At 61.0% G+C, this 23923-nt stretch carries 24 protein-coding genes; 18 read left to right on the top strand and 6 right to left on the bottom strand.

Annotation, left to right across the window (positions count from 1 at the left end):
- The first annotated feature begins 45 nt into the window (after positions 1-45).
- Positions 46-1125 (top strand): LPS export ABC transporter permease LptF, encoded by a 1080-nt coding sequence (gene lptF / locus KUL77_RS09335; protein WP_297146162.1) that lies wholly within the window; start codon positions 46-48, stop codon positions 1123-1125.
- A complete protein-coding gene (gene lptG, locus KUL77_RS09330) occupies positions 1074-2219 on the top strand; it encodes an LPS export ABC transporter permease LptG (protein ID WP_297146216.1) in 1146 nt (381 codons plus the stop codon). The genes lptF and lptG overlap by 52 nt, the downstream gene beginning before the upstream one ends.
- On the opposite strand, the gene KUL77_RS09325 is transcribed toward lptG, so the two are convergent.
- Positions 2216-2650 (bottom strand): RDD family protein, encoded by a 435-nt coding sequence (locus tag KUL77_RS09325; RefSeq protein ID WP_297146159.1) that lies wholly within the window; start codon positions 2648-2650, stop codon positions 2216-2218. The two genes, lptG and KUL77_RS09325, sit on opposite strands and share 4 nt — an antisense overlap.
- Positions 2651-2668: 18 nt before the next feature.
- Between KUL77_RS09325 and xerD the strand changes: the two genes are divergently transcribed.
- The 16 genes from xerD (at position 2669) to KUL77_RS09245 (ending at position 20574) form a co-directional block, all read left to right on the top strand.
- Entirely contained in the window at positions 2669-3634 is a 966-nt protein-coding gene (xerD, locus tag KUL77_RS09320; protein WP_297146157.1) for a site-specific tyrosine recombinase XerD, read from the top strand.
- Positions 3635-3716: 82 nt separating this feature from the next.
- The gene (locus tag KUL77_RS09315) at positions 3717-4523 is read left to right on the top strand and encodes a DsbC family protein (RefSeq protein WP_297146154.1); all 807 of its coding nucleotides are present in this window, start codon (positions 3717-3719) and stop codon (positions 4521-4523) included.
- Between the two features lie 67 nt (positions 4524-4590).
- Positions 4591-8490: a phosphoribosylformylglycinamidine synthase gene (gene purL, locus KUL77_RS09310; RefSeq protein ID WP_297146151.1), complete on the top strand. Its 3900-nt coding sequence runs from the start codon at positions 4591-4593 to the stop codon at positions 8488-8490.
- Between the two features lie 61 nt (positions 8491-8551).
- Complete coding sequence (gene gspE, locus KUL77_RS09305) at positions 8552-10267, top strand: type II secretion system ATPase GspE (RefSeq protein ID WP_297146148.1); 1716 nt, start codon at positions 8552-8554, stop codon at positions 10265-10267.
- Between the two features lie 4 nt (positions 10268-10271).
- Entirely contained in the window at positions 10272-11489 is a 1218-nt protein-coding gene (locus tag KUL77_RS09300) for a type II secretion system F family protein (protein ID WP_297146145.1), read from the top strand.
- A gap of 29 nt (positions 11490-11518) precedes the next feature.
- Positions 11519-11950, top strand: coding sequence for a type II secretion system major pseudopilin GspG (gene gspG / locus KUL77_RS09295; RefSeq protein ID WP_297146143.1), 432 nt, complete (start codon positions 11519-11521; stop codon positions 11948-11950).
- 34 nt (positions 11951-11984) lie between these two features.
- Positions 11985-12431, top strand: a complete 447-nt coding sequence (locus KUL77_RS09290; protein ID WP_297146140.1) for a GspH/FimT family pseudopilin — start codon at positions 11985-11987, stop codon at positions 12429-12431.
- Positions 12428-12844 (top strand): prepilin-type N-terminal cleavage/methylation domain-containing protein, encoded by a 417-nt coding sequence (locus KUL77_RS09285; RefSeq protein WP_297146138.1) that lies wholly within the window; start codon positions 12428-12430, stop codon positions 12842-12844. Before KUL77_RS09290 ends, KUL77_RS09285 begins: the two co-directional genes overlap by 4 nt.
- Positions 12844-13476 carry a prepilin-type N-terminal cleavage/methylation domain-containing protein gene (locus tag KUL77_RS09280; protein ID WP_297146136.1) on the top strand — a complete coding sequence of 211 codons (633 nt, stop codon included), beginning with the start codon at positions 12844-12846 and terminating at the stop codon, positions 13474-13476. Before KUL77_RS09285 ends, KUL77_RS09280 begins: the two co-directional genes overlap by 1 nt.
- Positions 13476-14303 (top strand): type II secretion system protein GspK, encoded by an 828-nt coding sequence (locus KUL77_RS09275; protein ID WP_297146133.1) that lies wholly within the window; start codon positions 13476-13478, stop codon positions 14301-14303. Before KUL77_RS09280 ends, KUL77_RS09275 begins: the two co-directional genes overlap by 1 nt.
- A 5-nt stretch (positions 14304-14308) precedes the next feature.
- Entirely contained in the window at positions 14309-15400 is a 1092-nt protein-coding gene (locus tag KUL77_RS09270) for a PilN domain-containing protein (RefSeq protein WP_297146214.1), read from the top strand.
- Positions 15387-15989 (top strand): type II secretion system protein GspM, encoded by a 603-nt coding sequence (gspM, locus tag KUL77_RS09265; RefSeq protein WP_297146130.1) that lies wholly within the window; start codon positions 15387-15389, stop codon positions 15987-15989. The genes KUL77_RS09270 and gspM overlap by 14 nt, the downstream gene beginning before the upstream one ends.
- A complete protein-coding gene (locus KUL77_RS09260; protein WP_297146127.1) occupies positions 15979-16716 on the top strand; it encodes a hypothetical protein in 738 nt (245 codons plus the stop codon). The genes gspM and KUL77_RS09260 overlap by 11 nt, the downstream gene beginning before the upstream one ends.
- A 17-nt stretch (positions 16717-16733) precedes the next feature.
- Positions 16734-18890, top strand: a complete 2157-nt coding sequence (gene gspD, locus KUL77_RS09255; RefSeq protein ID WP_297146125.1) for a type II secretion system secretin GspD — start codon at positions 16734-16736, stop codon at positions 18888-18890.
- Positions 18887-19741 (top strand): glycosyltransferase family 2 protein, encoded by an 855-nt coding sequence (locus KUL77_RS09250; protein WP_297146122.1) that lies wholly within the window; start codon positions 18887-18889, stop codon positions 19739-19741. Before gspD ends, KUL77_RS09250 begins: the two co-directional genes overlap by 4 nt.
- A complete protein-coding gene (locus KUL77_RS09245; RefSeq protein ID WP_297146119.1) occupies positions 19738-20574 on the top strand; it encodes a glycosyltransferase family 2 protein in 837 nt (278 codons plus the stop codon). The genes KUL77_RS09250 and KUL77_RS09245 overlap by 4 nt, the downstream gene beginning before the upstream one ends.
- Positions 20575-20578: 4 nt before the next feature.
- On the opposite strand, the gene KUL77_RS09240 is transcribed toward KUL77_RS09245, so the two are convergent.
- The 5 genes from KUL77_RS09240 to ettA all read right to left on the bottom strand — a co-directional run.
- A complete protein-coding gene (locus KUL77_RS09240; protein ID WP_297146116.1) occupies positions 20579-20920 on the bottom strand; it encodes a carboxymuconolactone decarboxylase family protein in 342 nt (113 codons plus the stop codon).
- A 63-nt stretch (positions 20921-20983) separates the two neighbouring features.
- The gene (gene pyrF, locus KUL77_RS09235; RefSeq protein WP_297146115.1) at positions 20984-21799 is read right to left on the bottom strand and encodes an orotidine-5'-phosphate decarboxylase; all 816 of its coding nucleotides are present in this window, start codon (positions 21797-21799) and stop codon (positions 20984-20986) included.
- A 56-nt stretch (positions 21800-21855) separates the two neighbouring features.
- Positions 21856-22233 carry a type II toxin-antitoxin system VapC family toxin gene (locus tag KUL77_RS09230; RefSeq protein WP_297146112.1) on the bottom strand — a complete coding sequence of 126 codons (378 nt, stop codon included), beginning with the start codon at positions 22231-22233 and terminating at the stop codon, positions 21856-21858.
- A 1-nt stretch (position 22234) separates the two neighbouring features.
- Positions 22235-22474 (bottom strand): type II toxin-antitoxin system Phd/YefM family antitoxin, encoded by a 240-nt coding sequence (locus tag KUL77_RS09225; protein WP_297146109.1) that lies wholly within the window; start codon positions 22472-22474, stop codon positions 22235-22237.
- 172 nt (positions 22475-22646) lie between these two features.
- On the bottom strand, positions 22647-23923 hold a 1277-nt coding region (gene ettA / locus KUL77_RS09220), incomplete at its 5' end, for an energy-dependent translational throttle protein EttA (RefSeq protein ID WP_297146106.1).

Raw genomic sequence — 23923 nt, 5'->3', positions numbered from 1 at the left:
ATGCTGTTGGCAGTAAACTCTTAATTCTAAGGCAAGACAGGCCGGATGCCGAAATTAGACCGCTACCTCAGTATGGAATTTGCGCGCGCCGTGTTTGCGGCGCTGGTGGTGCTGGGCATGGTCAGCCTTGGCGGCGTGTTTGCCGATCTGGTGGGCGAGATGGCACGTGGCAGCCTGCCACCGCCGCTGCTGTTGTCGCAACTGGGGCTGCGTTTGCTCAATTATTTGCCGCTTATTTTGCCGCTGGCGCTGCTGTTGGGCCTGCTGCTGGCGGTGGGGCGGCTGTACCGCGATTCAGAAATGTATGTGCTCACCGCAGTAGGCGTGGGCCCGCGCCGCTTGCTGCGGCCGTTGCTGCTGGTGGTGGTGCCGGTGCTGCTGATCATTGCGCTGTGCTCGCTGTGGCTGGGGCCGTGGGCCAACCGGGTGGGGCAGTCGATGGTGGCCGAAGCCAATCGCAATTTGCTGGTGGCGGGGTTTGAGCCGGGCCGGTTTACGCCCATTGCTAATGGCGGCGTGGCCTATGCAGGGAAGATGTCTAGCGACGGCACGCAGTTGGAACAGGTGTTTGTCTTTCGCGAACGCAATGGCCGAATGGATGTCGCCACCGCACGCGGCGGCGAGCTGTATCGCGATAACGGCGCGCGCGTGCTGGCGCTGCTGGATGGCTTCCGCGTGGAAGGCCCGGCCAGTGGGCACGATTTGGATTACCGGCTGATGCGCTATGCGCGCAACGAGCTGCTACTGCCTGCACCCGAGCAGGGCGGCATTTCCGAAGCGCCGGAGCTGAAGCCCACATTGGCGCTGCTAAGTGATGCGGCGGTACCCGCGCGCGCCGAACTGCACTGGCGCATCGCGCCGCCGCTACTGGCGCTGGCGTTCGCGCTGCTGGCGGTGCCGCTGGCGCGTAGTGCGCCACGGCAGTCGCGTCACGGCGCCTTGCTGCTGGCATTTTTCGCGTATCTATTCGGTATTTTCATGATGATGCTGGGCACCAGTTGGCTGGCCACGGGCAAGCTGCCGATCGCGCTGGGGCTGTGGTGGCTGCTGCTGCCGCTGTTGGCCTTGGGCGCATGGCTGTATGCCCGCGACGGACGCGTGCGCAAAGCGTGGTGGCGGCGATGAAGCATTTTCCACGGCTGCACGACAGCTATATCGCGCGTTCGGTACTCACCGGCGTGCTGGCGGCGTGGGGTGTGTTGCTTGGCCTACAAACCGTGCTGGCGTTTGCCGGAGAGGTGGGCGATATCGGTAAGGGCGGCTATACCCTGAGCCATGCCATCGTGGTCACTGGCGTGTCGCTGCCTTCGCAGGCGTATCTCTTGTTTCCCACGGCGGCGCTGATTGGCGCGCTGCTGGGGCTAGGGCAGATGGCGGCTTCATCCGAATTAACCGCGCTGCGTGCCCTAGGGCTATCGCGGCGACGCATCGGCGCCTCGGTGCTGCTCTCGCTTTCACTATTGACCGCGCTGATGGTGATCAACGGCGAAACCTTGGCCCCCAAAGGTGATGAGTACGCGCGTGCACTACGTACAGTGCGTTACAACAATATGGTGGTGTCGAAATTCAGTGGCCTTTGGGCGCGCGAAGGGGGCGTGTTTCTTAATGCCGCCACCGGCGAGCAAAAGCAGCGCGGTGATGACCGCTGGTTAGAACTGCGTGGGGTGCGTCTGTTTGAGTTTGAACACGACGGCCGTTTGAAGTCGATTGCTACCGCAGAACAGGCGGAGCACCGCCCCGGAGGCTGGGTGTTGCGCAAGGTGGATCGCGTGCGCTTTGGTGAAAAGAGTGTGCAGCAGGCGCAGGTGGCCGAAGAGCGCTGGCAGTCGCAGTTGGACGAAGCTGCATTGGCGTCCAGTGTGACCCGCCCGAGCAATATGGGCACGATGGCGCTGCATGACAGCATTGAATACCGCAAACGCAACGGCATGGATGCGGGTGATTTTGAGCGCGTGTATTGGGGGCGCTGGTTCTACCCCATCAATGTGCTGGCGCTGTGCCTTGCGGCCATTCCATTTGCGTTTGGCTCATTGCGCAGTGGCGGCTACGGCAAGCGAGTGTTTATCGGCATTGTCTTCGCGTTGGGCTTTTGGATGCTGCAGATGATCGTTACCAAGCTGGCGAGCATCTACCACTTCGATTTCCGCGTGGCCTATGCCATTCCCCCCATCGTCATGCTGGGTGTGTCGTATCTGTTCTTCCATCGCCGCAGCGGTTAGCCGCGTTTGGGCAGACGCTGCAGGTAGGTGGCGCTGATGCGGTCATGCCACGTGAGGCGGTTGCGGTCGATCCACGCCCACCAAAAGCCTAGGCCGCAGGCCAGCAACGAGATACTTCCCACAACGTAGCGCAGCCACAGCAAACGGCGCTGCAAGGGGGCGTTGTTATGCGTGCGAAGCTGCAACCGCCATGCGCGCATGCCGATGGTTTGGCCGCCGCGCTGCCAGCTGATGACCGCGTAGAACCCGGTGATCAGCCACAGGGTGAAGAACTCCAGCGCCCCCAACCAGCCGCCGCGTACCGCATCGCCGTGGAGTAGGGTGAAGCCCGCAGCCGTAACAAACCATAGCGCGAGCAGCGGGAAGAAGTCGTACAGCAGCGCCAGCAGGCGCCAGCCGATGAGCGGGGTAGGGTGTTCAAGATCAGACATCAGCATAGGATAGCGTCAATGACCACCACCACCGCCGACCGCCGCCAATGGACACACCACCTGCCCGAAGCGCGCGCGGAAGATGTGGCCTGTGTGGAGCGTTTTTTGGACGCGGCATGGGCCGAGTACGGTCTGGCGAAAGCGTCATTGGCCGCGTATCACAGTGACTTGAGCGGCCTAGCGCGCTGGCTGCATACCGAAAGTAAGCCGCTGCTGATGCAGGCGCGTCGGCAAGATTTGTTCGATTATCTCGCCCTGCGCGCGCGCGAAGGCTATACCCCACGCAGCAGTGCGCGGCTGCTGTCGTGCGTGCGTGCGTTTTACGCGTGGGGCGTACGAACGGGGCAGTGTGAAACAGACCCGGCGGCGCTTTTGCAGTCGCCTAGTTTGCCGAAGCTGTTGCCAAAAGCGCTATCTGAGGCGCAAGTGGCGGCGCTGCTGGAAGCACCAGACTGCGCCTTGCCATGCGGGCTGCGCGACCGCGCCATGCTGGAGCTGATGTACGCCTGCGGACTGCGGGTCAGCGAGTTGGTGGAGCTTCCCGCCACTGCGCTGAATCTGCGGCAAGGCGTCTTGCGCGTACTGGGCAAGGGCAGCAAAGAACGGTTGGTGCCGCTGGGTGAGGAATCCATGCATTGGCTCACGCGCTATCAGCAGGAGGCGCGCGCGGCGCTGCTAGCAGGTGCGCAAGCACCGGGAAAAGTAGTGCATTTGTTTGTGGAAACGGGCGGCGCAGCACTCAGCCGTCAAGCGTTTTGGCGTTTGGTGAAACGCTACGCGGTGCTGGCGGGCATTGACCCGGCGCGGGTTAGCCCGCACGGGTTGCGCCACAGTTTCGCCACTCATTTGCTGAACCACGGTGCCGATTTGCGCGCGCTGCAGCTGCTGCTTGGGCATAGTTCGCTGTCCACCACGCAAATCTACACCTTGGTGGCGCGCGACCGCCTGCGCGCGCTGCACGCGCAGCACCATCCGCGTGCGTGACGTTCAGAAGCAGGCCATTTAAGCGTGCGACAATGACTGGCTAACCCCTTGCTGGGGCCAATCGTTTGATCACGGAGCTTCCATGAAACGTCTTGTTCTGCCTCTTCTTCTTAGCTTAAGCCTCTCTGCTTGCGCGCAAAGCACTACCGCGCCCACAGCAGCGGTGCCTGCTGCAGAAACTACGGCAGCCAAGGAGCCGACGTTTGCGGCGGGTACGCCCGAAGCTGCGGCGCGTGAAGCGCTGCGTAAGCTGGATGCGCGAATTCAGGTGGACAGTATCGAAGCTGCGCCGGTGAAGGGGTTTCGTCAGGTAATCGCCGGTGGGCAGGTGTTGTATGTGAGCGACGATGGCCACTATCTGCTGCAAGGCACCCTGCTTGATTTAGACAAACGCCAGAATCTGAGTGATCTAGCCATGGCTAAGGTGCGCAAGCAGGTGCTGGCCACCATTCCAGAGGCTGATCGCATTGTGTTTGCGCCCAAAGGCATCACCAAATACACGGTGGCGGTACTCACCGACGTCGAGTGCGGGTTCTGCCGCAAGTTCCATTCGGAAATTGAGCAGTACAACAAGCTCGGTATTCGCGTGGAATACCTCGCCTTCCCGCGTGCGGGCCTTGGCAGTGACGACTACCGCAAAATGGTGGCGGTATGGTGCGCGCCAGATCGCAAGAAAGCGTTGACCGATGCCAAGAACGACCGCGTCGTAAGCCGCAGCAGTTGCGCTAAAACCCCTGTCGATATGCAATACCACGCCGGTCAGCAGATGGGGCTGGAAGGCACGCCGATGATCTTGAATTCGGATGGACGCGTGTTAGGCGGCTACTTGCCACCGGAAGCTTTGCTGGAGCGTTTGGACGCGTTAGCGAAGGAAAAAACCGCCGGTTAAGCGCGGTTTTCGCCCGAGGCGGCTAGCTCGGCTACAATAATGGACCGTTCACTGCCTGTTGCCGGACATGATCGTCCTCGAGGGCGCTTCCGCCCTGTCGCCATTTCGTCGCGACCGTTTACAAGATCGTCTTCAATCCATCGCGCCCGGCTTGAAAATTGCCGGGACTTGGCACGGTTACTGGGTTGATGTCGAACCCGGTAGCGCGCCCGATATGGCCGCATTGCGCCGTATCTTGCAGGCGGAGGAAGGCTTTGCCGCTCCTGCACCCGATGCGTTCACGCTATTTGTCGTGCCGCGCCTTGGCACGCTCTCGCCGTGGGCCAGCAAGTCCACCGAGCTGCTGCGTGGCGCTGGGCAACCGGTCAAGCGCGTCGAGCGCGGTATGCGCATCGACCTGCTGGGCTGGCCGCAGGACGCTGCCGCGCAGGCAGCACTAAGCAAGCACCTCTGCGACCCGATGACGCAATCGCTCTTGGCCACACGCGAGCACGGCGTGGCGCTGTTTGCCGCGCAGCCTGCGGGTGAGGTAGAAGTGATTCCGCTGGCGCAGCTGGAGGCAGCCAATGCGCGCCTTGGTTTAGCGCTTGCCGATGATGAAATTGAATACCTGCGCACGCGCTATGCCGAACTGGGCCGCGACCCGCACGACGTCGAGCTAATGATGTTCGCGCAAGCGAACTCCGAACACTGTCGGCATAAGATTTTCAACGCGAGTTGGACGATCAACGGCCAGACGCAGCCGCTGTCGCTGTTCAAAATGATCAAGCACACCCACGCCACCACGCCCGAGCACACGCTGTCGGCGTATAGCGATAACGCGGCGGTGGTGGAAGGCTACGCCAGTGCGCGCTGGCGCCCGGATCCAGTAACACAGCAATACCGTAGCGAAGCGGTGACCGATTCGGCGTTCTGCATCAAGGTGGAAACCCATAATCACCCCACCGCGATTGCTCCGTTCCCCGGTGCCTCAACGGGCGCGGGTGGTGAAATTCGCGACGAAGGCGCCACCGGCCGCGGTGGCCGCCCGAAGGCGGGGCTGTGTGGGTTTTCGGTGTCGCACTTGCGCATACCGGGGCTGGCACAGCCGTGGGAAGCTGCGCGCAGCCTCAATCCACGCATGGCCAGCGCCTTTGAAATTATGCGCGATGGCCCCTTGGGCGGCGCGGCATTCAATAACGAATTTGGTCGCCCCAACCTCACCGGCTATTTCCGCAGCTTTGAGCTGCACGAAGGCAGCTTGCCTGATGGAAGCCGCCTGACCCGCGCTTACGATAAGCCGATCATGCTGGCCGGTGGTCTTGGCGCGATGGATCGGGTGCAGGTGGAAAAGCTGCGCCTATCGCATGGCGATGCGGTGATCGTACTCGGCGGCCCGGCCATGCTAATTGGCTTGGGCGGTGGCGCGGCCAGCTCGGTGGCGTCGGGTGATACCAGCGAAGACCTTGACTTTGCATCCGTGCAGCGCGAAAACCCAGAAATGGAGCGGCGCGCGCAGGAAGTGATCGACTGCTGCGTCGCACTGGGCGATGACAACCCCATTCTGTGTATCCACGACGTGGGTGCGGGCGGTTTGTCGAACGCCATTCCCGAACTGCTGCACGATTCCAGCGTGGGCGGCGACATTGATTTAGGCAAAGTACCGAAAGACGATCCTTCGCTGTCGCCGATGCAACTGTGGTGCAACGAATCGCAGGAACGCTATGTGCTCGGCGTGGCGCAGTCGCGCTTGGCCGAGTTTGAGGCGCTGTGCGTGCGCGAGCGCTGCCCGTTCGCTGTTGTGGGTACGGCCACCAGTACTGAACATTTGCGTGTGGGGTACGCAGGCCAACCGCCGGCTATTGATCTGCCCATGGACGTGCTGTTCGGCAAGCCGCCGAAGATGCACCGCGACACCGCGCATCCAGCGCCGCCGCAGTGGCCGCAGGCCGATACCGATACCCTCGAACTGCACGAGGCCGGGCTGCGCGTATTGGCGCATCCTACGGTGGCGGCGAAGTCCTTCCTAATCAATATCGGCGACCGCTTTGTGGGCGGGCTCACCGCGCGCGATCAGATGATCGGGCCGTGGCAAATACCCGTCGCCGATTGTGCAATCACCTATGCAGGTTTTGACGGCCAAGCCGGTGAAGCGATGGCGATTGGTGAGCGCACCCCGCTGGCGCTGCTGGATGCGGCTGCTTCGGCGCGCATGGCGGTGGGTGAGGCAATCACCAACTTAATGGCCGCGCCACTGGAAGCCTTCAATCGCATCAAGCTATCCGCCAACTGGATGGCCGCGGCTGGCCACGCGGGCGAAGACGCGCGGTTATTCGATGCGGTTAAAGCCGTGGGTATGGAGCTTTGCCCCGAGCTGGAACTGTCGATTCCCGTAGGCAAAGATTCGCTGTCGATGCAGGCGCAATGGCAGGCCGACGGGGCCGCGCAGAAGTCTGTTTCGCCGGTGTCGCTGATTGTCTCCGCATTTGCGCCAGTGCTCGATGTGCGCAAGCAGCTCACCCCCCTGCTGCGCCGCGATATTGACTCGGACCTGTGGCTGATTGGGCTTGGCGGCGGTCGCCAGCGCATGGGCGGTTCGATTCTGGCGCAATGCTATCCGGAAGCCAACGACGGCCACGTGCTGCCTGCATTCGGCGGCGATGCGCCAGATTTAGATGACCCGCAGCGCCTGCGTGCGCTGTTTGAGCTGGTGCAGGAAGCACGCGAAGACGGGCTACTGCTGGCCTACCACGACCGCAGCGACGGCGGCGTATTTGCTGCGCTGTGTGAAATGGCGTTCGCCTCGCATCTTGGCCTTGATATTCAGCTCAACGGTTGGGGTGATAGCCGCATCGATGACCCACTGCGCGTGCTGTTCAACGAAGAGTTGGGCGCGGTGGTGCAGGTGCCGGTGGAAGAACGTGCCGCGTTTGCCGACCTTGTGGCACAGCATGGCCTGATTGAATGCGCGCAGCGCATCGCGGTGCCCACCACGGCCGCCACCATTCGCATTGCCGATGGTGATGAAGTGCTGGCGCAGTGGCGTTGGGATGAATTGTTCGACGCGTGGTGGACAGTCACCCATGCCATGCAGAAGCTACGCGACAACCCGGCCTGTGCCGACAGTGAGCGCGATAGCCTGCGCCGCTTTGATGCCCCTGGCCTGCAGCCCACGCTGAGCTTCGATGCCGCCGAAGATATCGCTGCACCGTTCATTGCGACGGGCGCACGGCCCAAGGTGGCGATCCTGCGCGAGCAGGGCGTCAACAGCCAGATCGAAACCGCTTACGCCTTCGACCGTGCGGGCTTTAATGCGTATGACGTGCATATGAGCGACCTCATTGCCGGGCGCTTTGATCTGAACGACTTCCAAGGGTTTGTGGCCTGTGGCGGCTTTAGTTACGGCGACGTATTGGGCGCTGGGCGCGGCTGGGCCACCTCGATTTTGGAACGCCCAGCACTGCGTGACATGTTCAGCCAGTTCTTTGCGCGTGAGTCGAGCTTCGCGCTGGGCATCTGCAACGGCTGTCAGATGATGGCGCAGCTGCGCGACATCATTCCGGGCAGTGAGCACTGGCCCACCTTCCAGCGCAATGCCAGTGAACAGTTTGAAGCGCGCTTGGCCCTACTGGAAGTGGCGCAGTCGCCTTCGATCTTCTTGCGAGGGATGGAAGGTTCACGTATTCCAGTGGCCGTGGCCCACGGCGAAGGTCGCGCGGTGTTTGCCAATGCGGTGGATCAAGCCGCGGTCGATGTCGCCCTGCGCTATAGCGAAGGCGGGCAAGTGGCGAACCACTACCCGGCCAACCCGAACGGCTCGCCCGACGGTATCGCCGGGGTGGCCAGCCGTGACGGCCGTGTGACCATCTTGATGCCGCATCCCGAGCGCACTCTACGCAGCGGCAACTTCAGCTGGGCGCCTTCCGAATGGCCGGAAGACGCGCCGTGGCAGCGGATGTTCCGCAATGCACGGGTGTGGCTGGGCTGATCGGGTCTCCCCCTGCTAAAGTTGTCACCCTTAGGGTGTCCGACTGGCATGGGGAGCATGCGTGAACGCCGTTGTAAGCCAGCACAATTTCACTGAAGACAGCGACGATGCCCGCATCGTCGCGCTGCTGCTTGCACGCGGCAAAGTAAAAGAAGCCGACCTTACGCGGGTACGTAAACTGCAAGAGCAAGACGGCGGCAGCGTGCTGTTGCTGTTGGCGCGGCTTGGCCTTGTCTCCGAGCGTGATCATGCCGAGGCCTGCGCGGAAGCGCTGTCCATTCCGCTGCGCAGTGCAAAAGAGGCCGCCGAGCTGCCCCCCGATGACGTCGCCTTGGGCGTCAAATTTATGCAGCAGTTCCATGTGGTGCCGGTGGCCGCCGATACCGCGGGTGTGGATGTACTGTTTGCCGATCCGCAGGAACAGTACACGCACGATGCGGTACGGCTTGCCTGTGGGCGTCCACTGCGCCCTGCCGTTGCGCTGCGTTCGGAAATCGATGAGTTGATTGAACGCTGGCATGGTCACGGGCGTAGCGCGATGGACAGCATCGTCGAAGGCGCTGAGACCGAGTCGGCACCCGACGACATCGAACATCTGCGTGACTTGGCTTCAGAAGCGCCGGTGATCCGGTTGGTGAACCTAATTATTCAACGCGCCGTTGAATTGCGCGCGTCGGATATTCATATCGAACCATTCGAGACCCGCCTCAAGGTGCGCTATCGCATCGACGGCGTGTTGGAAGAAGGCGAGAGCCCGCCGAGTAATCTCACTGCCGCGATCATCAGCCGCGTCAAGATTATGGCCAAGCTCAATATCGCCGAACGTCGCCTGCCGCAGGACGGGCGCATCGTGGTGCGGGTGCAGGGCAAAGAGCTTGATCTGCGCGTGAGCACCGTGCCCACTGCGCACGGTGAGTCGGTGGTGATGCGCTTACTGGACCGCGAAACCGTGGTGTTGGATTTCGCCAAACTCGGGTTTGGTGAGGCGTTTATGCAGCGCTTGCAAAAGGTGCTGGATCTTCCACATGGCATTTTGCTGACCACCGGCCCCACTGGCTCGGGCAAAACCACGACGCTTTATACTGCGCTGTCCAAACTCAATACGTCCAAAGTAAAGATCATCACCGTGGAAGACCCGGTGGAATATCAGATCGAGGGCATCAATCAAATTCAAGCCAAGCCCGCCATTGGGCTGGATTTTGCCAGCGCGCTGCGCAGTATTGTGCGACAAGACCCTGACATCATCATGATCGGTGAAATGCGCGATTTAGAAACCGCGCGGATCGCCATTCAATCGGCGCTTACCGGCCATTTAGTGCTTTCAACATTGCACACCAATAATGCGGCGGGTGGCGTGACGCGCTTGCTGGATATGGGGGTGGAAGACTATCTGCTCACCTCCACCATCAACGGTATTTTGGCGCAGCGCTTGGTGCGCCGTTTAGAGCCAGAACACGCAGAAAAATATCTGGCCTCGCCCGAGGAAATCGAAAAATTTGGCCTGCGCCGGTTTCAGCCGCAAGGTGAAATTTATCTGTACCGCCCCACGCCATCGGCGCTATCGCCAACGGGTTATCTCGGCCGCACCACCATCATGGAACTGCTGTTGATGGATGACAGTATCCGCCGCGCCATCATGCGCCATGCGGGGATGGATGAAATCGAAGCGCTGGCCCGCCAAGCGGGGATGGTGACGATGTATGAAGTGGGCATCATCAAAGCGCTGCGCGGTGAAACCACGATCGAAGAAGTATTGCGCGTGACCGAGGACGCCTGAGGCAATGGCGCAGTATCACTACAAAGCGCTCAACGCACAGGGTGAAATGCTGCAAGGGCAGATGGAAGCGGCGAGCAGTGCCGAGGTAGCGCTGCGGTTGCAGGAGCAAGGCCATTTGCCGGTGGAAACACGCGAGGCGTCGGCGACGGACGCCGCATTTGACTGGCGTGCACTGTGGAAGCCAAAACCTTTTACGGGTGGGAATCTAGTGCTACTCACCCAGCAGCTCGCTACCCTACTCGCTGCGGGCCAACCGCTGGATCGTGCGCTGACCATTCTGCTAGAGCTTCCAGACGATGCGCAGGCCAAGCGCACACTCACCGAAGTGCGCGATGCGGTGCGCGGTGGGGCGTCACTCTCCGCCGCACTGGAGCGCCAGCACGGAAGCTTTAGCCGACTCTACGTGAACATGGTGCGTGCGGGTGAAGCGGGCGGCAATGTGCATGAAACACTGCAGCGGCTGGCGGATTATCTGGAGCGTGCAGGCGCACTCCGCACGCGGGTCATCAATGCGTTGATCTATCCGGTGATCTTGCTGATTTTGGTGGGGCTGTCGCTGCTATTTTTGCTGGGCTATGTAGTGCCGCAGTTTGGTGCGATGTATGAAAGCCTCGATGCGCAGTTGCCGTGGTTTTCAAAGCTGGTACTGAGCGCGGGCGAGTTTGTGCGCAACTGGTGGATCGTCCTATTAGCCGTGCCGCTGCTGGCGCTGCTTTGGGTTGAACGCAAGCGCCGGGAAGCTGCATTTATGCGGCGTGTGGATGCGTGGTTGCTGCAGCAAAAAGGCATTGGTAGCCTGCTTGCCAAGCTTGAAACGGCACGGCTAACGCGCACCTTGGGCACCCTGCTGCGCAACGGCGTGCCGCTGCTGATGGCGCTGGGTATTGCGCGGAATGTGCTGGATAACCGCGTGTTAGCAGAGGATGTGGATGCGGCCGCTGATGACGTTAAAAATGGGATGGGGCTGTCTCTGGCAATGGCCAAAGGCAAACGTTTCCCAAGGTTGGCGCTGCAAATGATGCAAGTGGGCGAGGAGTCGGGTGCGCTGGATGTCATGCTGCTCAAAACCGCTGACACATTTGAGCAAGAAACCCAGGCCGCAATGGATCGCCTACTGGCTGCATTGGTGCCTGCTATTACGCTGCTCTTGGCCGCCGTCGTGGGCGTGGTAATTTTGTCCGTATTGGTACCTATTTATGACCTCACCAATGTAGTGGGGTAGTTCAGTTTTAATTTTTTGGGGAGAGTGGAATGCAGCATCGCAGAATGAAACAGTTGCCGTCGATGGCCGCGCAGCGCGGTTTTTCGTTGATTGAAATTATCGTTGTCGTGGTACTGATCGGCGGAATCGTGGCGTTCGCTGCGTCGCGAATTTTGGGGGGCGGTGATCGTGCCAAGGTCAAACTTGCGCAGGCGCAGGTACAAACATTGGCCGAAAAAATCGAGCAGTTCAAAATGGATACCGGCACATTGCCAAGCGATTTGAATGGGCTCGTCACCGCACCCAGTGGCGCGGCGGGTTGGTTGGGGCCTTACGCTAAAACGGTGGACCTCAACGATCCGTGGGGGCATCCATTCCAGTACAAAATGCCGGGTGAGGGCAAGCCGTTTACGCTGCAAAGTCTTGGTGCCGACGGCCAGCCAGGCGGCGATAGCGTCAATGCCGACATCCAGTTTGAATAACCACTGAGGAAGCGCAGTGCGTGGGCGCAGCCAAATGGCAGGGTTTTCGCTGCTGGAAATGCTGGTGGTGCTGGTGCTAATCGCATCGGCCACGCTGCTGGCGATGGCGGCGTTTACCGGCGGGCTGCGCGGCGCGCAATTGCAGGCCGCAGCAAAAGAGGTGGCGGCGCAGTTGCGTTTTACCCGCGCGCTGGCGATTAGCAGCGGGCGGCCGCAATCCTTCGTGTTGGATACGCAGACACGGCGCTGGCAGGCGGCAAACGGGCGGCATGGCCAGTTGCCCGATATCGGAATGCTCGATTTCACCAGCGCACGCGAGCTTCAGCACTCTACGGTGAAGGGCGAGGTGCGTTTCTTTCCCGACGGTGCCGCAAGTGGTGGGCGCGTGCGACTGGCCGCCAACGGTGGCGGCTGGGACGTGAATGTGGCTTGGCTTACTGGCGAAGTGCGCGTGCAGCGTATGCAACAGGCGATGCCATGAGCCCGCGTCGCGCTGCAGGGTTTACCTTGCTTGAGATTTTGGTGGCCTTTGGCCTGTTGGCGCTAGGGTTGACCCTACTTCTAGGGACGCTATCAGGTGCCAGCAAGCAGGTGCGGCAGGCGGGTGATGCCGGGCGCGCGGCACTTTACGCGCAGTCACTACTGGACGAACACCTGTTGATGCTACAAAAGCCGTTACGGGAAAGCGGGCAATTCGAGAATGGCCGCTACCGTTGGCAGCTAGAGGTTAAACCATGGGCCGATCCGCGACAGCCGCAGATACAAGACCCGTTTGCGGCGCGTTTGCTGCATGTCCAGTTGCAGGTGCATTGGGGCGATGGCGGTATCGGCGAGCAGTTGCAGATCAGCTCGCTGCGCCTTGCCTTGCCCCCTGCTGAAAGCGTGGCGCTGTAATGCGGCGGGCGCGCGGCTTTTCTCTGTTGGAGGTATTGCTGGCCACCTCCTTGCTGGCGGCGGCGCTGCTGCTGGTATTTGGCGTGCTGCGCGCAGCAGGAGCCACCGTTGCTCGTGGCGAGACACTGAGCCAGCACAATGAACAGATGCGCAGCGTATCGGCGCTGCTGCGTGCGCGCCTACACAGCACGCAGGGCATTGTGTTTGGGTTTGATCAACAAACCGGGCGTTCACTCCGCTTTGTTGGCGATGCGACCTCAATGCGTTTTGTCGCCGAACTGCCAGATTATTTCGGTCGTGGTGGCCCCTATCTGCAAACCTTTCACATTAAAAAACAGAGCAATGCGGTGGTGTTGGAGGTCGGGTTTCAAGCGCTATCGGGTGGGCAAGTGTTACCGGCGGCGGTCCCTACTGAGGCGCTTTTGATCAATGCAAAAGCGGTGCAGCTTGAATACCGAGGGCTGGGTGAAAACGGTCAACTCACGCCGTGGCAGGCGCAGTGGCCGTTTCCAGAAGCGCTGCCGCTGCAGGTGCGGGTGCGGATTCAAGACAAAAAAGAGGTGTGGCCACAAGTGCTGGTTACGTTGCCGCTGGCGGGGAATTACGTCAACGCAATGCAGAGGACGCCCTAATGCAGCGCATACGTGGAGCCGCCCTGCTATTGGTGCTTTGGTGCATTTTGCTGCTATCGATGCTGGTGGCAGGCTATGCGCTGACCGCACGTATCGAATCCATGCAGGGCAATGGCGCGGCACGTGCGCTGGTGAGCCAAGAGGCGGCGCGCGCGGGGCTTGAGCTGGCCGTTTCCAAGCTTTTAGAGCAAGACCCGGCGCAGCAGTGGCGTCTCGATGGCCGCGTCCACGAATGGACGTTTGCCGATGCCGCAATTGTCATTCGGCTGCATGATGAAGCCAGCAAAATTGACCTCAATGCCGCCTCGTTCGATTTGTTGCAGGCGTTTTTCATAGCACTGGGTGAGCCGCGTGAAGGCGCGACGCAATTGGCGGGTGCGGTGTTGGACTGGCGCGATCCCGACCACCTAAATCAACCGGCAGGCGGTGCAGAAGATCCTAGTTATGCTGCAGAAGGGCTGCCTTGGGGGGCGAAAGATGCTCCGTTCGAGAGCGTGTCGGAGTTGCAGCAAGTGCTTGGAATGCGGCGCGAGCTGTATGCGGCCGCGGCCACGCATTTGACCGTGTATTCTGGGCAGGCGCAGCCCAATGGGGATTGGGCTGACGCGGTGGTACGGCGTGCTATGGGGCTGCCAGAAAAAAGCCCGGCAGATAGCACGCAGGCATCGCCGATTTCGGGCAGCGGCACGTATAGTATCGACAGCGTGGCCCGGCTTGCCGATGGACGCGGTACGCGGCTTTCGGCCGTCATTCGATTAGGGGGAAGTGGTTTGCCGGGGTCAACTTATACAACGCTGCACTGGCAGCAGACGAGGGTGGGGTCGTGAGCACGATGCCAACAACCTACCTGCGTCGTTTTTTTGCATGGTGGGGCCGAAGCTTGCTGGAGTGGCTGCCGGTTTCGCTACGCCGCACGCTGGGTGTGAGCCAAGACCGCGTGCTGCTGCACCCAAACGAGACTCTGCAACTCGTGCTACAGCGTGAAGAGCGCTTACACCCATTAGGTGAATTACCGCTGCCGCTGCCGCAAGGCGGTGATCCTCTTGCCGTCCTGCTATCTGGCCGCGTCGCGAACCTGCCACGCTGGCTGGCGCTGCCTGCATCACTCGGGCTGCGCCGAGAACTCACCCTGCCTGCCGCTGCCCGCGAGCGTCTGCGTGATGTACTGACATTTGAAGTAGAGCGGCAAACGCCGTTTGCACTTGCAGATGTCCTCTACGATGGCCGCGTACTGCACCCGCGTGCGGACGGTCAATTGCAGGCGGAGCTGGTGGTATTGCCGCGCGCACAGTTGGCGGCGGCCACCGCGCGCTGGCCGGGTGTTGATTTAGCCTTGGCTGGGTTGGACCTAGCCGCAGAAAGCGGCAGGCCGCTAGGCGTCAACCTTTTACCGCAGGCGCAGCGTGCGCGGCGAAAAAATCCATGGCGGCTATGGAATCTTGGCTTGCTGCTGCTTGCCGTATTCGCTCTCTGTGCAGCGCTATCTCAGCTATTGGATAACCGCGCGGCGGCAGCGGCCGAACTGCAAAAAACAATCAGCCAGCGTGAGCCGCAGGCGCGCAGTGTAAGCGCGCAGCGCCAGCAGATCATGGATGCGGTTGAAGGAGGCGCGCACTTGGCCCAACAGCGCAATGGCCGCGCCTCAGCGGTGGAAGTGATCGACGCATTGGCGCAGCGCATGCCGGATGGTACCTATCTGGAAAAACTGTCCATCGACGGTGACCAGTTAACCTTGATTGGGCTATCCAATCAGGCGGCGGCGCTCGTGGGCCAGCTTGAGGGCGCGCCGCAGTGGAGCTCGCCTGCGCTGAGTGGGCCGCTGCAGCAGGAACCGAGAACCAGAATGGATCGGTTTACCCTAGTGGCCAAGCTCAAAGTGGCCACAACCGCTGCACCAGAGGAGGCCGCCCATGCCACGCACTAATCGCGACCGCTGGCTGGCGCTGGCGCTGCTGCTTGCGGTGCTGGCTGCGGTCTATGGGTTATTGCTGCAGCCGCTGTTCATTGCGCCGCTGCACACAGTGAATGCAAAAATTACCGATCTGCAGCAACGTGACGCAAGGCTGCGCGGATTGCTGCTGCAGCAAGCGCAGGTGCAACAACGCGTGCAGGCTCTGCAGACGCGCGGCAGTAGTGCGAGCTTCTTGGCCGAACCTACTGCTGAACTAGCCACGGCGGCGCTGATCCAACAGCTGGAAGGCATTGTGACCGAGAGCGGTGGGCGCGGCTGCGCCATCGTCAACCGCACGCCTTTGGAGAATGAAAGCCAAGCCGGGCGCTATCAAAAAGTCATCGTGCAAGTGCGTCTGCGCTGCGGCAATGCCGAAACGGTGGCCGTCCTGCATGCGTTGGAGTCGGCACAACCGTTCCTCTTTGTGGATGCGCTGGGCATCACTGCGCAGCGCTACTTCGCTATCCCCGGCGCGCAGCAAGTACAAGAAGGCGGGCTGGATGTGAGCTTCAATTTGTTTGGCTATCTACGCCCCAGCGCGGGAGTTAGGAATGGCCAATAAGCGCAAGGATGAACACACGCTGCCGCAGATCAGCGGAGTGACGCAGTTGCTCGCACTCGGTTGCGGCGCGGCGCTGCTGCTATGGCTCGCAGCGCTGTTGGGGCTTGCACGTCACGCGCCGGAGTTGCCTGCCGAAACTGGCAAGGCACTACCGCAGATCACGCCGCAAACAGTGAACCGCGTGGGCTCGCTATCGCAATATGCGCAGGCGGTTGAACGGCCGCTGTTTACCGAAAACCGGCGGCCGCGCGCGTTTGTTGCAGCGGTGATGGGCGAAGGCGCAGACAGTGAGGCCGCTGCGCTAGATTTTATGCTCACCGGCGTGTTGATTAGCCCCAATGCACGCCTCGCCATGTTGCAGCCAAGTGGTGGTGGCGATACGCAGCGCGTGCGTGAAGGCGCCGAACCAGAAGGTGCAACGGGCTGGCGCTTGCTTGAAGTGCAGCCGCGCCGCGCGGTGTTCGAGGGGCCGGGCGGGCAAGTAACGCTAGATCTGCGCACCCAAGGTGGAACAGGGAAGGCAACGAGTATGGATGCTGAAGCGGCCGCCGTTGGTGCTGTACCACCGCCCCCACCTCCACCGCCGCCATCGAGCGCAGCAAGCACGGATCAATCACGCGTTGAAGACATTCGGCGCCGCATCGAAGCGCGCCGCGCTGAGCTTCAGCAGCAAACAAAATCAAACGGCAGCGGCGGACTACGCCTCGTGTCGGAGCCAGAAAAATAATGATGGGTATGCCACGCATGACACACAAGAATTCATCGACGCATTGGCGGTTGCTCGCGATCGCCGCATTAGTAGGTGGGCTTGCTGCCTGCGCCAGCGCACCGCAGGCGCAAATGCGTCGCACGCAATCACTGCATGGCGAGCAAGAGAGCGCGGCCACACGGGCAGAAGAGGTGCGCCGTGAAGTGCAGCAAGAACTTGGTCAAGACGGCCCGCAGCCGGTGATTCGCCGTGCCAGCAGCCAACCCTTCAACCAAAAATTGGCGAGTACGCCGCCACCCGCATTAGCCAGCAGCGGGCAAGCCAGCTTTAATTTTGAAGGCGAATCGCTGCAGGCCGTGGTGAAGGCGATTCTGGGCGACATGTTGGGGCAAAGTTACAGCATCGCCCCCGGCGTGCAGGGCACGGTAACCGTGGCCACGCAGAAGCCGGTGGGTTCGGCTGGGGCGCTGGCGCTACTCGATCAAGTGCTCGCGCAGAATAATGCGCGCATGGTGTACAGCGATGGCCGCTATAACATCGTACCTGCCGACCAAGCCTTGCAAAGCGGTGTGGTGCCGCGCACCGGGTCACCAGCACTTGCGCGTGGGTTTGAGTCGCGCGTGGTGCCGCTGCGCTACGTGTCGGCCACGGAAATGGAAAAAATTCTGAAGCCGTATGCGCGGCAAGGCTCCATCGTGACTGTGGATGGTGCGCGTAATTTAATTACCGTCGCAGGGACACGTGCAGAATTAGAAAACTATCTACGCACCATCCAAGTGTTTGATGTGGATTGGATGGCCAGCATGTCGGTGGGCGTGTATCCCCTGCAATCTGGGCGCGCGGTGGATGTGGTGCAAGATCTAGAGCGTGTGTTTGGCGAACAGGGTAATAGCCCCGTCGCTGGGATGTTCCGCTTTATGCCGCTGGAATCGACCAATGCGGTGATGGTGATCTGCAGCCAACCAAGTTACCTCGAAGAGATCCGCAAATGGATCGACCGCATCGAAGGCGGTAGCGGCGAGGGCCGTTTGTTCTCGTATGAGTTGAAATACATCAAGGCACGTGACTTGGCCGACCGCCTAGCCGAAGTATTTGGTGGTAGTAGTGGGCGCGACAGCGTGTCGCTGATGCCAGGATTGTCGGCCAATACACAGCGCAGTAACGATGCGCGTGACCCAGCCAATTCTAGCCAAACAGGGCTGGGAGAAGGGGCTGCACTGCCGCAGGCAAATAGCGGCAACGGCCGTGTCGTGCTCAAAATTGGTGGCACAGAGGTGGGTGTTTCGGCGGTGGAAGACACCAATTCGCTGCTAGTGCGCGCAAGCGCTGCGCAGTGGAAGTCCATCCGCGATGTCATTGACCAACTCGACGTGCTGCCTTCGCAAGTACATATCGAAGCGCAGGTACTCAGCGTGGCGTTAAAGGGTGACCTGCAATATGGCGTGAGCTGGTTCTTCGATAACGCATTGGCACAAAACGGCCTGCCGTACCCCACCGGGCGCAATAGCTGGGGCAGTTATGCAGGTGGCGTCAGCCCTTCAACCGGAGGCGCTGGGAACCTGTTGAGTTGGACGTTCTTGCGCAAAGACGCGGCCGCGATCATCAATGCGCTGGATAGCGTCACCGATGTGCGTACGCTGTCTTCGCCTTCGATCATGGCACAAAACAACCGCGAAGCCACGCTCAATGTGGGGCAAAAAATTCCGGTGGCGTCTGTCAGCTTCAACCCGACAACGGGTGGTGGCGATGGCACTTATAGCCAAGTGCAATACCTAGATACGGGCATTATTTTGAAGGTGCGGCCGCGCATTACCCGCGATGGCTTGGTGTTTCTTGATATCGTGCAAGAAGTGAGCAAGCCCACCGGTGTGGCCGATAAATATGGCAACGTGCGCATTGATACCAGCAAAGTCACCACCAGCGCCGTGGCCGCAAGCGGGGAAACGGTGATGCTAGCTGGGTTAATCAGCAGCGGGCAGTCGAAAAACTCGACGGGTGTGCCGGGTCTAAGCCGGATTCCCATTATCGGTGGGTTGTTTGGGATGCAAGGCAACGGCAAGTCGCGCGATGAATTAGTGGTTTTGATCACCCCCACTGTGGTGCGTAATCCACTGGAAGCACGTGCGCTGACAGATGAGTACGGAAGCCGCTTCCGCGCGCTGGATCCCATTTATCGCAAGAAGGAAAAGTGAGCCTGAACGCGGCAGACCTGCCCATTGTGATCGTGCCCATCGGCACCGACGAGGACGCGCTAGACGCCTGCCTTGCGGCGCTGGAATCAAGTACTCCGGTGGGAACGCGCGTCTGGCTTGCCGATGACGCGCAGGCGGGGCCGCGCGGGGTGGCCATTATCGAGCGCTGGCTGGCACAAACGCGGTTGAATGCCGCACATACGCGACGCGCAAACCCCATTGGCGAGAGTCGGCATTTAGACGAAGCGTTGCGTGCGTGTGGGAGTGGCGATGTGGCCGTTCTGCCCAGTAACACGCAGCCAACGCAAGGCTGGCTAGAGCGCTTGCTGGCCTGCTTGCGTAGCGATGCACACATCGCAGCGGCGATACCTTGGTGCAATGCGGGGGAAACCGTCGCGTGGCCGCGCATCGGTGAAGTGGTGCCGATGGAGCAGCCTCTAGCGCTACTGGCAGAAGCCTGCGCGCAGCTGCGCCCCAATTATCCTGCGCTGCCTGCGGCGGTGAGCCATGCGGTGTTATTGCGCGGCAGTGCGCGGGTGCAGGCAGGCGGGTTGGATGCGGCCAGTTTCGGCTCTTGGTATGCTGCGCTGATGGATTTATCGCTGCGCATGGCAGGTTTGGGTGGACGCAGCGTGCTGTGCGACACGGCTTTTGTCTTTCGTAAAGATGAAGATCGGCCAAGCGAAGGCGATATGGATGCGCTATCGGCACGCTGGCCCGCGTGGAACGCGAGTATTGCGCAGTGGCTCATGCGCGATCCTTTGTTGACGCTGCGCAATCAATTAACAGTTGCGGTGCAGCGGTTGCAGCAGCGCCCGCCGCAGCAGGATCTTTTTACTGAAGTGCAATGAAGAGTGCAGGTATCGCCGCCGTCGTGGTGACGTATGCGAGCGAAGAAACCATCGATGAATGCCTACAGCGCCTGCGTGCGGCGCAGGAGGTCGCGGAAATTCGCGTCATCGACAATAACTCGCAAGATGAAACGATAGAAATCGTACAGCGCCATGCGGTTGCCGATTCACGCGTGCGTTTTGTTGCAAACCCCGATAACCCCGGTTTTGCTGTAGCGTGCAATCAAGGCGCACATGCAAGCCAAGCCGAGTGGCTGGCATTTATCAACCCAGACTGCTTTGTTGAGGCCGACACCTTATCGCGTCTGCGCACTGCGGCAGCATCGCTTGGTTCTGCGCTGGTGGGCGGCCAACTGCGCGGTGAAGATGGTGCGTTAGATGCAGCGGCGCGGCGGCGCGATCCGAATTTTGTCGCGATGCTACGTTCTTCTGCAGCGCGTGATTTGAGCATTCCAGAAGATGCCACGCAGCCGCTGCAGCGCGTCGATGCAATCTCCGGCGCATTGATGCTATTGCCGCGCCCATTATTCGAAGCGATCAAAGGGTTTGATGAAGGCTACCGCCTGCACGCCGAAGACCTCGATTTCTGCCGTCGCGTGCGCTTAGCAGGCAGCGCCGTAGCGGTGGCTAATACGGTAGAAGTACTGCATGTGCGCGGTGTGTCATCGCGGCGCAGGCCGCTGTTTGTGGAGCGGCATAAACACCGTGGACTCTGGCGCTATTTTCGCAAATTTGAAGCGCCGCAATGCAGCGTCATCATGCGCTGCGCGGTGTTTGCCATGATTTGGGGGCGCTTCCCTATTGCGGTGCTGCGCGCAGCGATGAAGGGTTAGCGCATCAGGCGGAAGGTTGATGTTGGTGCATAACATCAAGCGCTAAGTTGGAGTGCGCATACGCACCGCCCGCACGCATTTCTGCCGCTACCCAAATTGCTTCCATAATTTGTGCTTCGGTAGCGCCGTGCTTGAGCGCTTCTTCTGTGTGCCCCTTGATGCAGTAGGGGCACTGCGTGGTGTGCGCAACGGCTACCGCGATCAGCTGTTTGGTGACATTGGGCAGCGCACCGTCGGCAAATACGGAGGCGCTGAAATTACGAAAAGCTTCAAGCTGCTTCGGCGCTAGCTCACGGCGTTTGCGCGCAAGCTCGGCGGAAGGCGTGGGGTACATGCTGCTGTCCATACGGGGCTCCTTGAACTGAAGGAGCCCAGCGTGGCGCAACGCACGTGTGCAGAGCGTGAGCGCTTAGCGGTAGCGGTTGATTTCGTCGCGCAGTTCACGCGCCGCCGTGGCCGCGGCTTCGGCATAGTCCGCGCCGCGTGAGGCGTACAAAATCCCGCGCGAGGAATTGATCATCAGCCCGGTGCTGTCAGTGGTTTGGCCATTCTTGACCACCGCTTCCACGTCGCCACCTTGTGCGCCCACGCCGGGGATCAGCAGCGGCATGTTGCCCACGATGCCACGAATGATTTTGAGCTCTTCCGGGAAGGTCGCGCCGACCACCAGCGCGCAGTTGCCATCGCCATTCCAGTCTTGCGCAATGCTGCGCGCCACGTGCTGGTATAGCGGCGCGCCGTCGATGAGGAGCTCTTGGAAATCACGCGCGCCGGGGTTGCTGGTATGGCAGAGGAACACGCAGCCGCGGTCGTTATAGGCCAGGAACGGGTCGGCCGAATCCTTGCCCATGTAGGGGTTCAGCGTCACCGCGTCGGCACCGAAGCGCTCGAACGCCTCGCAGGCGTATTGCTGGGCGGTGCTGCCGATATCGCCGCGTTTGGCATCTAGGATCACCGGCACGTCGGGATGCTCGGCATTGATGTGCGCGATCAGGCGCTGCAGCTGTGCCTCGCCGTCGTTGTGCGCGGCGAAATAAGCGATCTGTGGCTTGAACGCGCAGGCGTACTCGGCGGTGGCATCGGCGATGTCGCGGCAAAACGCGAACAGCGCATCGTCGTCATCGACGAAGCGGTCCGGGAACTTGGCCGGATCGGGATCAAGGCCGACGCAGAGCAGGGTATTGGCCTGCTGCCAGCGGGTGCGGAGTTTGTGGGCGAAGGTCATGGGCGGGGATTGTCGCATAGGCGCAGCTGGAGTTTGGTAGATGCGGTGAGGAGTATTCATTCCGCCAGACGAACCGATGGCCCGTAGCCGAGCAAGGTGTCGTCGAGTGTAAGCAGGCTGATGCGCTCGCTCATCGCCTGCGCAACAAGTAGGCGGTCGAAGGGGTCGCCATGCACGGTGCCTAGGGAGAATACCGCGATGGCATGCTCCGCCTGTACCGGAAGGATGTCGAAACCGGAAGGTTTGATGGCGTCGAAGATGTCTTGTGGGTTGGCCTTCAGCTTGCCAAGTGCTGCCTTGATGCTGATTTCCCAAAGTGACGCTGCGCTGACTAGGACTTCGGAGCGTTCGATTAGGTTGCGGGTCTTTTTGCTCAGCTTGGCGGGATTGTTTAGCACCCACAGTAGGACATGCGTATCCAGCAACAGAGGCATATCAGGGCTTGCTGCCAGTCAGTAGGAAGTCCGCCGGTAGCGGGGCGTCGAAATCGGCCGCAATACCGATTTTCCCTTGCAGCAACCCCAGTTTTTTGGGCTTGACCGCAGGCGCCAGCGGTACCAGCCGCGCCATGGGCTTGCCCGCTTTGGCGATGATAATTTCCTCGCCAGTACTGGCCTGTTCCACCAGACGAGACAGGTGGGTTTTGGCTTCATGGATGTTGATGGCAGTACGCACGGGCGTTACCTATTTCTAAACGGGTTTGACTAAGTCTAGTCCGGTTGATTTTAGGGTGCAAGTCGGAGGAGGGCGGTACGCTGGAGCCGCCTGCGAGAGCTTTGAGCTTGCCAATGACAGAAACAAAAACGCCGGGAAAACCCGGCGTTCTGTTGCATTTCATCGTGTTTACTTACTTCAGCGCCTTGAAGCGCAGGCGCTTCGGTGCGGCGTCGTCGCCCATGCGGCGCTTCTTGTCTTCCTCGTACTCGCGGTAGTTGCCCTGGAAGAACTCCACGTGCGAGTCGCCTTCGAAGGCGAGGATGTGGGTGGCGATGCGGTCGAGGAACCAGCGGTCATGGCTGATCACGAAGGTATTGCCGGGGAATTCCAGCAGCGCGTCTTCCAGCGCGCGCAGGGTCTCGATGTCGAGGTCGTTGGACGGTTCGTCGAGCAGCAGTACGTTGCCGCCCTGCAGCAGGGTCTTGGCCATGTGCAGGCGGCCGCGTTCGCCGCCGGACAGCGAGCCCACCAGCTTCTGCTGGTCCTGGCCCTTGAAGTTGAAGCGGCCGATGTAGGCGCGCGACTGGATCTCCACGCCGTTGATGTTGAGGATGTCCAGGCCGCCGGAGACTTCCTGGAACACCGTGTGATTGCCTTCCAGCGCGCCGCGGCTCTGGTCGACGTAGGCGAGGTTGACGGTCGGGCCGATGTTGATCTCGCCCGAGTCCGGCTTCTCCTGTCCGGTGATCATCTTGAACAGCGTGGACTTGCCGGCGCCGTTCGGGCCGATGATGCCGACGATGGCGCCCGGCGGGATGATCATCGACAGATCATCGATCAGCAGGCGGTCGCCGAACTTCTTCGACACGTTCTTGAACTCGATCACCGAGTTGCCGAGGCGTTCGCCCGGCGGGATGAAGATTTCATTGGTCTCGTTGCGCTTCTGGTAATCGACCGACTGCAGTTCATCCAGCCGCGCCAGACGCGCCTTGCCCTTGCTGCGGCCGCCCTTGGCGTTCTGCCGCGACCACTCCAATTCTTTCTGGATCGCCTTCTGGCGCGCCTTTTCCGACGACTCTTCCTGCTTCAGGCGCTCGTCCTTCTGCACGAGCCAGTCGGTGTAGTTGCCCTTCCACGGAATGCCGCGGCCGCGGTCGAGTTCGAGGATCCACTCGGCGGCGTTGTCGAGGAAGTAGCGGTCGTGGGTGACGGCCACCACGGTGCCGGTGTAGCGGTGCAGGAACTGCTCCAGCCATTCCACCGATTCGGCGTCGAGGTGGTTGGTGGGTTCGTCGAGGAGGAGGATGTCTGGCTCTTGCAGCAAGAGCCTGCAGAGGGCGACGCGGCGACGCTCGCCGCCGGAGAGGATGGCGACGGGGGTGTCGCCGGGGGGGCAGCGAAGGGCGTCCATCGCCAATTCGAGGCGGCTGTCGAGATCCCAGGCGTGCAGCCGGTCGAGTTTGTCCT

The organism is Thermomonas sp., assembly GCF_019104945.1.
GTDB lineage: Bacteria > Pseudomonadota > Gammaproteobacteria > Xanthomonadales > Xanthomonadaceae > Thermomonas.
Note: the sequence above shows the minus strand (reverse complement) of the source record. Positions and strands in the feature narration are given on the sequence as shown.

What these genes read in the sequence shown, in the direction of transcription:
- KUL77_RS09240 (WP_297146116.1), bottom strand. Translation starts at nt 20,920, where the DNA reads ATGGACAGCAGCATGTACCCCACGCCTTCCGCCGAGCTTGCGCGCAAA.
- KUL77_RS09315 (WP_297146154.1), top strand. Translation starts at nt 3,717, where the DNA reads ATGAAACGTCTTGTTCTGCCTCTTCTTCTTAGCTTAAGCCTCTCTGCT.
- KUL77_RS09285 (WP_297146138.1), top strand. Translation starts at nt 12,428, where the DNA reads ATGAGCCCGCGTCGCGCTGCAGGGTTTACCTTGCTTGAGATTTTGGTG.
- KUL77_RS09275 (WP_297146133.1), top strand. Translation starts at nt 13,476, where the DNA reads ATGCAGCGCATACGTGGAGCCGCCCTGCTATTGGTGCTTTGGTGCATT.
- lptF (WP_297146162.1), top strand. Translation starts at nt 46, where the DNA reads ATGCCGAAATTAGACCGCTACCTCAGTATGGAATTTGCGCGCGCCGTG.
- purL (WP_297146151.1), top strand. Translation starts at nt 4,591, where the DNA reads ATGATCGTCCTCGAGGGCGCTTCCGCCCTGTCGCCATTTCGTCGCGAC.
- KUL77_RS09300 (WP_297146145.1), top strand. Translation starts at nt 10,272, where the DNA reads ATGGCGCAGTATCACTACAAAGCGCTCAACGCACAGGGTGAAATGCTG.
- gspD (WP_297146125.1), top strand. Translation starts at nt 16,734, where the DNA reads ATGACACACAAGAATTCATCGACGCATTGGCGGTTGCTCGCGATCGCC.
- KUL77_RS09270 (WP_297146214.1), top strand. Translation starts at nt 14,309, where the DNA reads ATGCCAACAACCTACCTGCGTCGTTTTTTTGCATGGTGGGGCCGAAGC.
- KUL77_RS09280 (WP_297146136.1), top strand. Translation starts at nt 12,844, where the DNA reads ATGCGGCGGGCGCGCGGCTTTTCTCTGTTGGAGGTATTGCTGGCCACC.
- pyrF (WP_297146115.1), bottom strand. Translation starts at nt 21,799, where the DNA reads ATGACCTTCGCCCACAAACTCCGCACCCGCTGGCAGCAGGCCAATACC.
- KUL77_RS09260 (WP_297146127.1), top strand. Translation starts at nt 15,979, where the DNA reads ATGGCCAATAAGCGCAAGGATGAACACACGCTGCCGCAGATCAGCGGA.
- lptG (WP_297146216.1), top strand. Translation starts at nt 1,074, where the DNA reads ATGGCTGTATGCCCGCGACGGACGCGTGCGCAAAGCGTGGTGGCGGCG.
- KUL77_RS09230 (WP_297146112.1), bottom strand. Translation starts at nt 22,233, where the DNA reads ATGCCTCTGTTGCTGGATACGCATGTCCTACTGTGGGTGCTAAACAAT.
- KUL77_RS09245 (WP_297146119.1), top strand. Translation starts at nt 19,738, where the DNA reads ATGAAGAGTGCAGGTATCGCCGCCGTCGTGGTGACGTATGCGAGCGAA.
- xerD (WP_297146157.1), top strand. Translation starts at nt 2,669, where the DNA reads ATGACCACCACCACCGCCGACCGCCGCCAATGGACACACCACCTGCCC.
- gspG (WP_297146143.1), top strand. Translation starts at nt 11,519, where the DNA reads ATGCAGCATCGCAGAATGAAACAGTTGCCGTCGATGGCCGCGCAGCGC.
- KUL77_RS09290 (WP_297146140.1), top strand. Translation starts at nt 11,985, where the DNA reads ATGGCAGGGTTTTCGCTGCTGGAAATGCTGGTGGTGCTGGTGCTAATC.
- KUL77_RS09325 (WP_297146159.1), bottom strand. Translation starts at nt 2,650, where the DNA reads ATGTCTGATCTTGAACACCCTACCCCGCTCATCGGCTGGCGCCTGCTG.
- gspM (WP_297146130.1), top strand. Translation starts at nt 15,387, where the DNA reads ATGCCACGCACTAATCGCGACCGCTGGCTGGCGCTGGCGCTGCTGCTT.